The 12,673-nt window shown below is 37.7% G+C and carries 15 protein-coding genes; 12 read left to right on the plus strand and 3 right to left on the minus strand.

Going from position 1 to position 12,673, the window contains the following annotated elements; translation table 11 throughout:
- Positions 1-153 precede the first annotated feature (153 nt).
- The gene (locus tag NST76_RS04310; RefSeq protein ID WP_036125303.1) at positions 154-426 is read left to right on the plus strand and encodes a YlbG family protein; all 273 of its coding nucleotides are present in this window, start codon (positions 154-156) and stop codon (positions 424-426) included.
- Positions 427-428: 2 nt separating this feature from the next.
- Here the strand turns inward: NST76_RS04310 and NST76_RS04315 are convergent, their stop codons facing one another.
- Positions 429-818 carry a hypothetical protein gene (locus tag NST76_RS04315; protein ID WP_036125301.1) on the minus strand — a complete coding sequence of 130 codons (390 nt, stop codon included), beginning with the start codon at positions 816-818 and terminating at the stop codon, positions 429-431.
- A gap of 56 nt (positions 819-874) precedes the next feature.
- Between NST76_RS04315 and NST76_RS04320 the strand changes: the two genes are divergently transcribed.
- The 3 genes from NST76_RS04320 to coaD all read left to right on the plus strand — a co-directional run bounded on the left by NST76_RS04320 (position 875) and on the right by coaD (position 3,428).
- Complete coding sequence (locus NST76_RS04320) at positions 875-2,296, plus strand: hypothetical protein (RefSeq protein WP_036125299.1); 1,422 nt, start codon at positions 875-877, stop codon at positions 2,294-2,296.
- Between the two features lie 72 nt (positions 2,297-2,368).
- Positions 2,369-2,935, plus strand: a complete 567-nt coding sequence (rsmD, locus tag NST76_RS04325; protein WP_058843462.1) for a 16S rRNA (guanine(966)-N(2))-methyltransferase RsmD — start codon at positions 2,369-2,371, stop codon at positions 2,933-2,935.
- Between the two features lies 1 nt (position 2,936).
- Positions 2,937-3,428 (plus strand): pantetheine-phosphate adenylyltransferase, encoded by a 492-nt coding sequence (gene coaD / locus NST76_RS04330; protein WP_036125293.1) that lies wholly within the window; start codon positions 2,937-2,939, stop codon positions 3,426-3,428.
- Positions 3,429-3,485: 57 nt separating this feature from the next.
- Here coaD and NST76_RS04335 read toward each other — a convergent pair whose 3' ends face one another.
- The gene (locus NST76_RS04335) at positions 3,486-4,385 is read right to left on the minus strand and encodes a hypothetical protein (RefSeq protein ID WP_230593889.1); all 900 of its coding nucleotides are present in this window, start codon (positions 4,383-4,385) and stop codon (positions 3,486-3,488) included.
- 118 nt (positions 4,386-4,503) lie between these two features.
- Here NST76_RS04335 and NST76_RS04340 point away from each other — a divergent pair, with 118 nt between their 5' ends.
- Positions 4,504-5,550, plus strand: coding sequence for a SepM family pheromone-processing serine protease (locus NST76_RS04340; RefSeq protein ID WP_036125288.1), 1,047 nt, complete (start codon positions 4,504-4,506; stop codon positions 5,548-5,550).
- Positions 5,551-5,601: 51 nt separating this feature from the next.
- On the opposite strand, the gene NST76_RS04345 is transcribed toward NST76_RS04340, so the two are convergent.
- Positions 5,602-6,813, minus strand: coding sequence for a nucleotidyltransferase (locus NST76_RS04345; RefSeq protein WP_342544667.1), 1,212 nt, complete (start codon positions 6,811-6,813; stop codon positions 5,602-5,604).
- A 167-nt stretch (positions 6,814-6,980) separates the two neighbouring features.
- Here NST76_RS04345 and NST76_RS04350 point away from each other — a divergent pair, with 167 nt between their 5' ends.
- The 7 genes from NST76_RS04350 (at position 6,981) to bshC (ending at position 12,526) form a co-directional block, all read left to right on the plus strand.
- Positions 6,981-7,514, plus strand: a complete 534-nt coding sequence (locus NST76_RS04350; RefSeq protein ID WP_036125282.1) for a YceD family protein — start codon at positions 6,981-6,983, stop codon at positions 7,512-7,514.
- 24 nt (positions 7,515-7,538) lie between these two features.
- Complete coding sequence (rpmF, locus tag NST76_RS04355) at positions 7,539-7,712, plus strand: 50S ribosomal protein L32 (protein ID WP_010858320.1); 174 nt, start codon at positions 7,539-7,541, stop codon at positions 7,710-7,712.
- 163 nt (positions 7,713-7,875) lie between these two features.
- Entirely contained in the window at positions 7,876-8,643 is a 768-nt protein-coding gene (locus tag NST76_RS04360; RefSeq protein ID WP_058843463.1) for an enoyl-CoA hydratase/isomerase family protein, read from the plus strand.
- 110 nt (positions 8,644-8,753) lie between these two features.
- A complete protein-coding gene (locus NST76_RS04365; protein ID WP_036125273.1) occupies positions 8,754-9,131 on the plus strand; it encodes a transcriptional regulator in 378 nt (125 codons plus the stop codon).
- A gap of 212 nt (positions 9,132-9,343) precedes the next feature.
- Positions 9,344-10,246 carry a 2-dehydropantoate 2-reductase gene (locus NST76_RS04370; RefSeq protein WP_340812630.1) on the plus strand — a complete coding sequence of 301 codons (903 nt, stop codon included), beginning with the start codon at positions 9,344-9,346 and terminating at the stop codon, positions 10,244-10,246.
- Positions 10,243-10,638 carry a DUF3397 domain-containing protein gene (locus NST76_RS04375; RefSeq protein ID WP_036125267.1) on the plus strand — a complete coding sequence of 132 codons (396 nt, stop codon included), beginning with the start codon at positions 10,243-10,245 and terminating at the stop codon, positions 10,636-10,638. Before NST76_RS04370 ends, NST76_RS04375 begins: the two co-directional genes overlap by 4 nt.
- 271 nt (positions 10,639-10,909) lie before the next feature.
- A complete protein-coding gene (gene bshC, locus NST76_RS04380) occupies positions 10,910-12,526 on the plus strand; it encodes a bacillithiol biosynthesis cysteine-adding enzyme BshC (RefSeq protein WP_342544669.1) in 1,617 nt (538 codons plus the stop codon).
- Positions 12,527-12,673: the final 147 nt, after the last annotated feature.

The following is a 12,673-nucleotide window of genomic DNA, read 5'->3' on the forward strand; positions in this document are numbered from 1 at the left end:
TTCCATGAAAACAACTAATTCATATCTCTACGATGTTTCTCGCAGTATGCTTTTCCATTATAACGGAAAATTGAGCTTTCTGTCAGCTAAACTCTGTTGCTATCATTTTCCGGTCTATGGTATTCTTTTATGTAAGAAATGAGGGAATCCAATATGAACGAACGACAAGGGCTAATCGTTTACGTCCATCAATTAAAACATGCTAAATCTCTTCGGAAATATGGTCATGTTCTTTATATTTCAAGAAGGCAAAAATACGTAGTGCTTTACTGTAATCGTGAGGACATTGATATGATGACAACAAAACTACAACGCCTTCCATTTGTGAAAGACGTTGTGGAGTCTTATCGTCCATTTGTGAAAACTGAATATGAAAATGCAAAACCAGATAAAGCAAAGGAATATGACTACAAAGTAGGTCTATAATCTTACGTCAATGCAGGTATATAGTTATTTAGTCTTAATATACCGATTAAGTATTGATAAAATAGTTTTGATTCCGAAAATATAGATGAGTGCTTTATTTCTACAACAACTGCTTTCCGATCGAGTTGTTCTATTTGTGCTTCAAACATTTTTTGTCGCATTGTAGGTTGTTCTTCATTATATGGGATGCCTTCTCGGCAAATATAGATAGGCATGAACTTACTTTCACCAACTGGTTTGAGAGCTACAGCTAATGAGATCACCTTTTTATCTTCTTTTGTAGATGTTAGTATAAAGGCTTGATGAAAGCGTTCCTGATTTGTTTTGATAATTTCGAGTAACTCGTAAACATCACCATAGCCTTCTCCTAATTCTATAAATTGTTGTGGCATAATAATTGCACATCCTTTCCAATACTCATAGTATCATGCTGCGGGAGGTCAAGCACATGAAATTTGCATTAAGCTTTTTTTCTATTTTAGCACTAATTATTACAGGAACGATATTTTTCCAGTATCATGCTTATTCATCTGATTTAGAAACAGGCATAGGGGATTTTCATTACTCTCAAGAAATAGAGATTGTCTATCGTGAAAATAGCTTAGATATTCGCCAACATTTCAAAAATTTACCAAATCAAAAGGTGAAAATTAAATGGCCAGAAAAAGCGACAAATCCTAGTTGTTTTATCGAGAGCGAAAATAGCTGTGATCGTTTATCAGATGAGGTCTCTTATTTTGCCAAAGGGGAAACGAAATCACAATCTGTGTCATACATAATTCCAATTGAGGGCGGCTTAAAAAATAAGATGCTCCTTCAAAATGTTTTTGCTACACTAATAAATGGTGAAGCATCGTATTCAATTGTTCATATTTCTACAGATAGTAAAGTGAATGGACAGTGGATTACAGGTTTACCTTTAGTAGGGCAACAACAACTGTCTCTTGTGAATTACACAATGTTTAAAGGAAACGGTACCGTTCAAGATCTTTATTGGCAAGCAGGTAAACTTAAAGTACAAGAGCAAACACCGATTTTATCTATCTATGCACAGCAGTCAATTCCTAATGATTTCCTAAAATCATTAGAAAGCTTGCAGTTTTTGAATGATGAGCATATTGCTATTATTCAAGAAAAAAGTCCGGTAACAGCTCATGATGAAAGATTGTTATTTTTACCAACACTTACTGCACAAGCCGTTGAGCAGGAAGTGATTTTATCACAAATCAAATCACAATTTAAATTTGTAGATTCTCCAGAATGGTTGCCTGAAGTTGTGGCATCCTATTTAGTAAACGATTCAATTGGTGGAGACAAAACAAAGAAAATGGTTAAGACATTAAATGACTATATGACAGATAGTCAACAGCAAGCTTGGCAGGAAAAGCTGAAAAACCTTGGGGAAGAACCGCTTTCGCCTGATACATTGGACAAGTATTTATCACAAGCGTTAGATGCGAAAACATCTTATTTTACATTAAACGCAGCTCAGAAAGATGGAACATATCCGCTCTTATTTGAGGATGCTCGTGATGTGTATGTGGATGATGTATTAAAAGAAGACGTTCATGTTATTCTATATGAGGGTCAAGTGTTGTATACGGCAGATACGTTATTGCCTTATCTTGGCTATTCGGCTGAGGAAGGGAAGAATGGCTATTACGTAAATAGCGAGCATCGCACATTCCGATTCCCGAAAGAGCCTGGTTTCTATGTATTTAATCAGCGGAGATATGCAACAATTTCAGAGCCAATTATTAAAATTGCTGATCATTATTATGTGGAAGAAGCTTGGTTGCAACGTTTATTCCTAGTTGAACTACAAAAGAAGGACGAGCGAATTCAAGTATTAACACAAGAACAACAATAACTTTTGCAGCGGAGGGTCATCCTTTCGCTGCAAAAATACTTTATATGGATGAAAGTACGGTGATATGCTGTTATGAGAGTTGTAGCAGGAGAGCGCAAAGGAATGCCGCTAAAAGCAATAGCTGGAAATACGACAAGACCTACAACGGACAAAGTGAAGGAATCGATTTTTAATATTATAGGTCCGTTTTTTGATGGAGGAATCGCGCTTGACCTGTTTGCAGGAAGCGGTGGCTTGGGCATTGAATCACTAAGTCGTGGGGCAGAGCAAGCAATCTTTATTGAAAAAGATGCAAAAGCATTCCAAGTGCTACAAGAAAATATAAAAAAATGTCGTTATGAAGAAGATACAGAGCTTTTTCGTATTGATGCAAAGCGTGCTGTGAAAGCGCTGTTAAAACGTGATCTTACGTTTAAATATGTCTTTTTAGATCCACCTTACCATCAACAGGAATACTATGATTTAGTTCAGATTCTTGTGGACAATGATAAAGTTCAACGAGATGGTATTATATTATGTGAACATGCGAAAGAGGTACAATTGCCTCGAAATTTTGGTGAGTTTGTGTTAACAAGACAAGAAACATATGGCGGAACAATTATTTCTGTTTATCGCTGTACAGAGGAAGAGGGAGAATAAGTTGTCTGAGAAAATTGCTGTAGTTCCAGGAAGTTTTGACCCTGTCACATTCGGCCATCTTGATATTATCAAACGTGCGGCAGATGTGTTTGACATCGTATATGTAGCAGTATTAAACAATTCAGCAAAGAATCCGTTGTTTTCTGTAGAGGAACGCATGGCCTTAATGGCTGAAGTAACAAAAGCATTACCGAATGTCCGTATAGAAAGCTCTTCAGGTCTTTTAATAGACTATGCTAAAGAAAAAAAGGCGAAGGCCATTGTACGTGGTTTACGAGCTGTTTCAGACTTTGAATATGAAATGCAAATTACCTCTATGAACCGTTTTCTAGATGAAACAATTGAAACATTTTTCATTATGACGAAAAACCAATATTCATTCCTAAGTTCCAGTATAGTAAAAGAGGTTGCGAAATACGGTAGCGATGTTAGTGAGCTAGTTCCTACTTGTGTCGTAAAGGCTTTACAAGATAAATATGATTTTGCGCAATAATTATGCAGAGGATGTCAAAGCAAAGTGACATCCTCTTTTTGGTACATAGAGCGATCATTATTTCAGAAAAAATAGAGCATAAATAGTCGGAACAATGATTATGCTAAGGAGGCGGAATTTGATATAGGGTCTGACAGAAAGTTTTGCTGATTTTGCGATAACGAAGATTTGTAAGTGAATACTAATACTTTGCATCGTTAATAAAATGACAACTAGTAAGGTGATATGTGGAAGATCTGGGAAGGCTGTAACGGTCATTTTAAGACCATTCGTCACCTCAAGAATAGCTGCAAGAGAAAGTTCAATCGTATAGGGAAGTTTAGGGATTAGTTGATCTAGCCCCTGTTGGACAATGGTCTGAATGGTTGTGAAAAAGATGATGGTTGTACCAACTAACAGAATTGTTGGAGCTGTTTCTTTAATACTTTCTGAAAATGGTGCACTATACAGTGGTGTGTTGTGTACGGAAATAGTGGGTGGGTCAGTTTTGCGAAATAAGTAGTAGCCAATTACTAAGCAACAAATATTAAACGTATGTAGTAAACATAAAAACAACCATCCAAACGTATTACTGTGTAGTAAATCAAGACTTACAAAACCTAAAACGAACAGTGGACTTGGTGCATGACAAACAGCTAGTAGAAAATTTGCCTCTTTGGGGTGTAATTGACCACTATTTTTTAAATAAACAATGGTTGTTGCCCCTGTTGGATAGCCTCCAAGTGCGCTAATAATGTAGGCTTGTACGTATAATGAGGCCCTTTTCGTTTTAGTACGCATAGGGGCAGTTAAACGCAGAAGCCATTGTGTTAATACTAGATACGGCAATAAATACGGAAAAAGTGCTTCCATGAAAAGGTTAACGCCTAAATCAGTACCACTATGAGCGGTTTGTGGGAATAACAAGAGTAAGAGAATTAGAATTACGCAGAGCACTATTTGAATTGTAGCAAACATGTTATCAACTCGTTTCAACTTTTTGTCATTCACATAGGCAAATGCTAAAATCAATATATGTGAGAAAGGCAAAAACATGAACGTATGGTTTTGCAAGCGTCCTAGGAGGTGTTTTCAAGTGAAGAAAAAAATTGGTATTTATGCAGTGTTAATAGTCGTGATTTGTTTTATGATGTTATACCGACTAGACGCGTATATTATGAAACCTGGAAGTGCATATGATGTCAGTAAATTCGTGACGGTAGATAGCAAAGAGGCTGATAGTGTGGGGTCTTTAAGCTTAATGACTGTCGCGATGCAGCAAGCCACCCCATTTTCGTATTTGTGGGCTAAAGTTCAAAAATATCAAAAGCTAATGGATATTGAACAAGTACGCAATCCTTTAGAGGATGATGAGGAATATAATATTCGACAGTTAAAATTAATGTCTGATTCCCAATTTAATGCGAAATATGTAGCTTTCCAAAGAGCAGGATTAGAGACTAAAGTTCATTTTAACGGTGTATTTATATTAAATGTGTTAGATGGAGGAGCGTCTGATGGCATTTTAAAAGCTGGGGATGAAATTATCGAGGTTGACGGTCAAAAAATAACTAGCCAGCAAATGCTTGTTGACCTTTTAAAACCTAAACAGCTTGGAGATAAGGTAACAATACAATTTATACGTAATGAAGAGCAAAAACAGGAGACGATTACCTTACAGGAGATTCCGAATACACAGGAACATAGAGCAGGGTTAGGTATTTCTTATACGGAAAGTAAATCGATTGAAACAATGCCAAAAGTGACGATGAAAACAGAGGATATTGGAGGGCCCTCTGCTGGCTTGATGTTTACACTTGAAATATTGGACCAGCTTCTTGATGAAGATTTAACAAAGGGTTATGCTATTGCTGGTACGGGTGAAATGTTAGTAGATGGATCGGTTGGTAGAATTGGCGGGATTGATTATAAGGTCATTGCCGCTGATCGGGACGACATGGAAATCTTCTTCGCGCCCGATGATGAAATTTCTCAAGAAATGAAAGCGAAATACCCAGAGCTAGAATCTAACTATTCGACGGCTGTTAAAACGGCCAAAGAGATCAAAACTAAAATGAAAATCGTTCCGGTGAAAACGGTTGACGATGCCATTAGCTATTTAAAGCAACTACAGCCGAAATAATAGAGCGAAAAAGGGATGCTAGAATTTTACTAGCATCCCTTTTGATAGCCATTAACAACGGATAGGGGGTGTTTGATAATCTTTGGGAAGAGTCCAATCCTTTGTGCCTTGTTCGATACTTAAATTGTATAGCTCTGCTGCATGTATATCTATTGCTAACATTGCATCATTGGTAGCTGCCACTCGGCTAATTAAAGGTAATTGGATATCCTTTTTTTGCTTACCTAAATAAGCTTGCCCCACCGAGCTCATACCTAATAGCCGAATATAAGAGGGTGCTTCGAAACTTTGAAGCTGCTCTTTTGTAAACCCCGTGTATATATGTGTTATCATGCGTTGAAGGCGGGTCCATGTATAACGTTTAGATTTAATTTTTTCCATAAAGCTATTGAAGGAGGAGCTAGTTTTGGCTGCTTTCACAATAGCATTTTCAATTCCCTCTGTTACTTCTGCATAACGAGTCAGTTCTGAAGGCGTGTGTCTGATGATGGTAAACTGTAATAACGGCCAAAATGCTTCCCAGCTTGCAAATTGACTATACTGTTTATGCCAGTCTGTTAAATAACTATAAGTAGTCTCAGGAACAACATTTTGCACACTCAGTAAAGAATTTGTAGACGCAAGTGCTTTACGTATACCAGTGGCACTTGCAATCGATGTGTCTTCCTTTAATGCATCATGGTATCCTGCAGCTACGCGAGAAATAGTTAGTGGTTTGATGTGACTGTTAAGTGATTTCGCTGCTTCAAGATAATGAAAGCCTAGTATATTATTTGGCTGTGCGAGATCAATGTATGGAGCAGGGAACTTCTGAGAAAGCTGTTCATAGGCATAATGTAGGCTTTTCGGATAGCTTGCACCTGTTTTAAGGCTGTCTTTAATAAGCATGTCATATTCTGCACGGTTGTGGTCTATCAACTCATATGTGTTTAAAAAGGGTTGTATCGAGCCGTCTTCACTTCCGAAGGCAAATGAGTCACAGCCAACGGCGCTTAATAGGGAAATGGCACCTTTTGCGAAATCTGTGGCTGGTGCTGTACTATAGACGTAGGGCAGCTCAATAACAATATCTACACCACCAGCAAGTGCCATTTTAGTACGTGTCCATTTATCTACCATGGCTGGCTCTCCACGTTGTAAAAATGTGCCGCTCATAACAGCGATAACAAGTTCCGCCTGTGCTACTTTTTTAGCCTGTTTTAAATGATAAGCATGTCCGTTGTGAAAAGGATTATATTCAACGACAATTCCAACTGCTTGCATGCTTTTCCCCCTTATAATTTGTGTCATTATTTGAAACTGTTAGGAGCAAATACACTTCTCATAGTATTTAATTATAAGTGGGTTTTTAAGTGGTGACAAGAAATTATCTTGACATCTATTTTTACACATTATATAATCAACATTGTTGTCTCGAGGTGATTAAACGAATGAAATGGTCAATTCATCAATTATCTAAATACCGCCAAAACGGGATGCCAATCGATGCCTTTGTCCAGCTGGACGAAGTGATGGAGCGAAACCAGGATATTCGAGCAATTTCGCCCGTTCATGTAAAAGGGCTATGTACTTTTGGTGCATCGCAAATGACATGTCAGTTAACTGTGACAGCAACGTTAACACTGCCATGTGCTCGCACGTGGGAGGATGTTGAGTTTCCAATTGAAGTCGAAACAGTTGAAATTTTTAGCTGGATTGATGAAGATAAACGAGGAGACGATGACGGAGACATTCACTATATAGAAGGTGAAGTCATCGACATGAAACCAATTCTCGAGGAATTAGTATTGCTTGAGGTACCAATGCAAGTGTTCAAGGAAGATTCTGAAGGACAAGTGCAGGGCGGTAAAAACTGGTCTTATGCAACAGATGAAGACGTAAAGCTACACAAAAAAGCTGACGAACAAAAAGTGGATCCAAGACTAGCTTCTTTAGCTAAGTATTTTGATCAAACAGACGAATAGACGATCTGTAAGGAGGTGCCATCAATGGCTGTACCATTTAGAAGAACTTCTAAAACTGCAAAAAGAAAGCGTCGTACGCATTTCAAATTATCTGTACCTGGTATGGTAGCTTGCCCTAACTGTGGTGAGGCAAAATTATCACACCGTGTTTGCAAAGCTTGCGGACAATACAAAGGTAAAGAAGTAGTAAGCAAATAATACAGTGTTTGCTCACTTAAAAGGCTAGTAGAGAGACCATGGCTCTTTACTAGCCTTTTTGTTAGCTTAAAAAGACGGAATATTTCGTTGATTATGAAGTTCTTTACAATAGTAAAATAATTGTGTGATACAATTTATTCACAGGAATAAAGGGGGTAACAGTATGTCTTACACAATTGATAATCATGATGGCATTATGACATTTACCATTAACCGTGAAGAGAAGCGGAATGCTGTCAATGATGAGGTTATGAATGGTCTTCAAGAAGTCATTACATATATTCGTCAGCATGAAGATGTGCGTTTTTTGGTAGTGACAGGTGCAGGCGATAAATCATTTTGCTCAGGAGGGGATTTATCTGAGTTTCATTCACTGGAAACAGAGGATGAGGCATTTGGTATGTTAAGTAAGATGGGGAAAATATTATACGATCTTGCTACGTTACCTGTGCCCACTATAGCGCTTATAAATGGTACTGCTGTTGGCGGCGGCTGTGAAATTGCAACAGCTTGTGATTTCCGTTTAGTGGCAAGTCACGCGAAATGTGGCTTTATTCAAGGTACATTAGCCATTACAAGTGGATGGGGTGGCGGTACATATTTATTTGAACGAGGTTTACGCCATGATCGCGCGATGAAGATGCTAGTAGATGCAAAGCCGTATCCTGCACAACTACTATATGAAATTGGATGGGCGATGCGTGTATTTGAAGGCTCAAAAGAAGAGGCTTTAAATGATTTTATTGAACATATGCGAAAAATTCATCCTGCTGTTCATAAAGCCTATAAGGAAATTGAACTTCGGAAGTGGCGTGAACGCAATATGTATGAGCGTGTGATGGAGGAAGTTCGTACTTGCGCGAAGCTGTGGGAAAGTGAAGCGCATCACCAAGCAGTTAATAATTTCTTGACCAAGAAGAATAATAAGTAATGTATAAAGGCAGTGATGAGAGGGAAACATCATCACTGTCTTTTTTCATGCAATGATTCTATTTTGCCCACTTGTGCATATAGTAGTAAAAAATGCGAGGGTGATAGATTATGGAATTGAAAAAAAGAAAAGATCAATGGACAAAGGAAGACGATGAAAGACTAGCAGAAATTGTGTTGCATAATGTGCAAAATGGCAAAACACAGCTAGAAGCCTTTGAAATGGCGGCTGTAGAATTGGGTCGTACAAAGCAAGCTTGTGGCTTCCGCTGGAATAAAACATTGCGTGGTCAATATAGTCAGTCACTATTAGCTGTTCGAAATCAGCCCCAACAATCTATGCGAAGTCACTTGAAATTGGCATTGACAAGTTTTGACGAATTAACGGAGGCTTATCAAACGCTTGAGATGAAGCATCGTGAATTGCAAAATGAGCATGATAAGTTAGTGAAATGGCTACAACAGGGCTACTCATTGATGAAAGATTAAAGTTCTAAGTATGATGACTACATTATTTTTCTTTCCTGGCGATAAAACCCTTTCAGTGTATCGTCAACAATCGGTCTATCCTGTATAATAAAAGAACCTGCATAGAAGGTGCCTTAGAAGTAATCTGAGGCACCTTATTCTTATAGTTTTATTTTGGTTTAGCAATTGTTTTTTTGTGCCGAAAACATTCAAACGAAGGAGGGGTGGAGAAGATGGACGTAGCGGTAATTGGTGCAGGAGCGGTAGGTCAACTAACAGCGAGCTTTTTAGCGGAATCGGGTATGTCAGTAACGTTGGTTGCAAGGAGGCAGGAACAGGTCAATGAACTAAATACAAAGCAGTTAACACGTATCAATGTTGATGGTACCAAAACTGTGCAAAATGTTGTTTCTACTACAGATTTGGCCACTCTACCACCACAAGATTTACTTGTGATTGCTGTTAAATATGGTCATTTGCAAAAGCTCTACAAACAATTTGCTGCATTATCGAGTGATATGCCATTGCTTTTTATGCAAAACGGCTTAGCGCATTTCGAGGAGGCACTCACCTTACCACAAAAAAATATTGCCTTTTGTTCAATTTCTTTTGGTGCTCAAATGATGGGGCAAGCAACAGTTCAACATAGAGGGGTGGGACACTGTAAACTTGCGGTAGAAAGAGGGGATCAACGGATCTTTCAAAAGCTATTACAATTACAAAATTCTTTGTTTCCTGTTGAGCTGGTTCGTAATGCTGAGCAAATGCTTTTTGAAAAAGCAGTGCTAAATAGCTTAATTAATCCATTATCAGCTGTATTGAAAGTGAAGAACGGTGAGTTGGTAACGAATCAACAGGCGTTTTTACTTATGGAAACTATTTATAAAGAGCTTACAGAAGCTTTTGAAGCTATTGAACAGACTATACCTTTTACTGATGTGGTAGACTTATGTAGGAAAACGGCCAAGAATACATCATCTATGCTTACAGATCGTCTACAGGGTCGAAAGAGTGAAATTGAAACAATTGTTGGTGTCATTCTAAACAAAGCTTTGGCTAACGGTCATAATTTACCTACTTTGCGTACTTTATATCACCAAGTACTTGCAATAGAGGAGAGCGGTGAACGAAGTTGAAAGACTTTTTACATATACTGATTAGTATCATCATTTTTTGTCCAATTGTTCTTTTTGTCATTGTTTATCTTGTTGGCAGAAAGGTTAAAATTCGCGGCACACATGCTTTTGGAGCAGCATCTGATGTGACGACATTGTGCTTGTTTTTTTCTGTTCCATTAGCTATTGGGGTGCTGTGGCGCGTGAATGTAGGAGCACTTTTAGTCATGCTTGCGATAATGATGGCTATGATTTTTACATATATTGATTGGAGAACTAAAAAGGAAATAGAAGTAAAGCCGTTACTAAAGAAAATTTGGCGTTTTTTATTTTTAATACTTAGTACAGCCTATGTAGTGATCTGGATAGTGGGGGTTATTCAATCCATTGTAGAATATTTACAGGTTGTCTAAGCATTTTCTTTTCATGTTGAAGCTATAAGCGTTAAAATAATAGCATCAAAATTAGTTATAAAAAAATCATTCTTTATGAATGGGAATATTGATTAAATTCATAGATCTTAGTGCTATAAGCATAGTTTAGTCATCTTGTGCTGTTGCTAGCTTATGTAATGATGAAAGATGGGCTAAAAACATTTAAGACATCATGTGCATAGTATGAATGGAATTAATTTCTCATTATGGAGTAAGAAAATGATTTAGTGAGTAGAGGAGTTTATGTTAAATGAAACTGGAGTCTATCCAAGTACCTATAAAAAATCATGTGCTAGCAGATTACTGGTCGCCAAATACCGCCATTCATCAATTTTTTGAGTATGAGTATAATGATCAAGCTTTTGAGGAAAGAGCGAAGCATTTAGCACAACATGCTCGAGACCAAAAAGAATTAACAGCCATCATTCGTCAATTTATGGAGCCGCTTGGGCTTTCTAACAAGGCGAATGAACATTTAGAACAACTAGAGCAAGGAGCTATGGTGGTAGTCGGTGGACAACAAGCAGGTATCTTAACTGGCCCTCTTTACTCCGTTCATAAAGCTATTTCAGTGATAGCATTAGCGAAAGAGCAAAGTGCTAAGCTTCAACAGCCTGTCATTCCTGTTTTTTGGATAGCTGGAGAGGATCACGACTTAGAAGAGATTAATCACACTTATACAGTACATGGAGAATTACTAAAAAAGCGTGCGTATAGTGAGCGCTCTAGACGTAAAACGATGGCTTCTGCAACAGTTCTAAATAAAGAGTTGATGACGCAATTGATTAATACAATTGTTCGGGATATTGGTGAGACAGAGTATACGGAAGCGTTGATGAAGCAACTAGTAGACGCGCTGAACGAAAGTGAAACATTTACAGACTTCTTTGCCTGTTTGATGAATCAACTATTCAAAGAGGAAGGTCTGCTGTTAATTGATGCAGCCAACTTCCAATTCCGTCAATTTGAAAGCAAATATTTTGCGCAAATTATCCACTACAATGAAGAAATTGCTAGAATAGTAACGGAACAGGAAGAGGAACTGGAGCGTGCTGGCTATGGTAAGCCTATTTTGGAGACATATGAAGCGGCCAATTTATTTTATGTAGAGGATGGAGAACGTCATCTTTTAGAAAGAAAAAATGAGCTATTTGTTAATTTAGCGGCAAATCTCAAATTTACACAGGATGAGCTGTTGGCAATTGCTGACAAGCATCCTGAACGTTTAAGTAATAATGTAGTGACTCGTCCGTTAATGCAGGAGATGACACTGCCTGTGTTGGCATTTGTTGGTGGCCCAGGTGAATTGGCTTATTGGGCAACACTGAAAAATGCATTTTCAGCATTAGATTTACAAATGCCGATTTTTGCGCCTCGTCTTCATATCACAATTGTTACACGTCACGCAGAGCAATTATTACGTGAGCATCAACTAACTGTGACGGATGTATGGGAAGGCAAAGCATTGCAGTTAAAAGAACGTTTTATTGCAGACGTGCAGGACAGTGAAGCAAAACGACAAATACAAGCTATGCAGCAGATAGTAACAGAAAAATATGAGGAGCTAGCTTCCTATTTAGAAAAACAGCATTTGCATTTAGAAAAGATCCTTGTGAAAAACCAAGAAAATCATGAGAAGCAATTTGATTATCTACAGCAAAAAATTGAACAAACTGTACTAAGCAAGCATGAAGCGACGATTCGTAAATTTATGACGCTGCAACATGAATTGTATCCAAATGATGGTTTCCAAGAGAGAATCTATAATCCATACCAATATATCAATGAGTTTGGACCTATGCTAATTACCGAAATGCTGAAACAAAATTACAGCATTGGTAAGCACCACTATTTACTCTATTTATAAATAATGAAATAAGTTCTTTTTACCTAATTATTCGTTTACCTCCATATGGATTTGGTGAATAATGTCGAGAAAAATAGTATATAAAGAGCTATCCTACTAAGGGTAGCTCTTTTCTTATGTCCTTTAGCATATATCGAAAAAAATCCT

Source organism: Lysinibacillus sp. FSL W7-1291 (assembly GCF_038593415.1).
In the GTDB taxonomy this organism is placed as follows: Bacteria; Bacillota; Bacilli; order Bacillales_A; family Planococcaceae; genus Lysinibacillus; species Lysinibacillus fusiformis_D.

Coding starts and splice junctions, on each gene's coding strand:
- NST76_RS04310 (WP_036125303.1), top strand. CDS start 154: ATGAACGAACGACAAGGGCTAATCGTTTACGTCCATCAATTAAAACAT.
- NST76_RS04370 (WP_340812630.1), top strand. CDS start 9,344: ATGGACGTAGCGGTAATTGGTGCAGGAGCGGTAGGTCAACTAACAGCG.
- NST76_RS04315 (WP_036125301.1), bottom strand. CDS start 818: ATGCCACAACAATTTATAGAATTAGGAGAAGGCTATGGTGATGTTTAC.
- bshC (WP_342544669.1), top strand. CDS start 10,910: ATGAAACTGGAGTCTATCCAAGTACCTATAAAAAATCATGTGCTAGCA.
- NST76_RS04350 (WP_036125282.1), top strand. CDS start 6,981: ATGAAATGGTCAATTCATCAATTATCTAAATACCGCCAAAACGGGATG.
- NST76_RS04345 (WP_342544667.1), bottom strand. CDS start 6,813: ATGCAAGCAGTTGGAATTGTCGTTGAATATAATCCTTTTCACAACGGA.
- NST76_RS04335 (WP_230593889.1), bottom strand. CDS start 4,385: ATGTTTGCTACAATTCAAATAGTGCTCTGCGTAATTCTAATTCTCTTA.
- NST76_RS04365 (WP_036125273.1), top strand. CDS start 8,754: ATGGAATTGAAAAAAAGAAAAGATCAATGGACAAAGGAAGACGATGAA.
- rsmD (WP_058843462.1), top strand. CDS start 2,369: ATGAGAGTTGTAGCAGGAGAGCGCAAAGGAATGCCGCTAAAAGCAATA.
- rpmF (WP_010858320.1), top strand. CDS start 7,539: ATGGCTGTACCATTTAGAAGAACTTCTAAAACTGCAAAAAGAAAGCGT.
- NST76_RS04320 (WP_036125299.1), top strand. CDS start 875: ATGAAATTTGCATTAAGCTTTTTTTCTATTTTAGCACTAATTATTACA.
- NST76_RS04360 (WP_058843463.1), top strand. CDS start 7,876: ATGTCTTACACAATTGATAATCATGATGGCATTATGACATTTACCATT.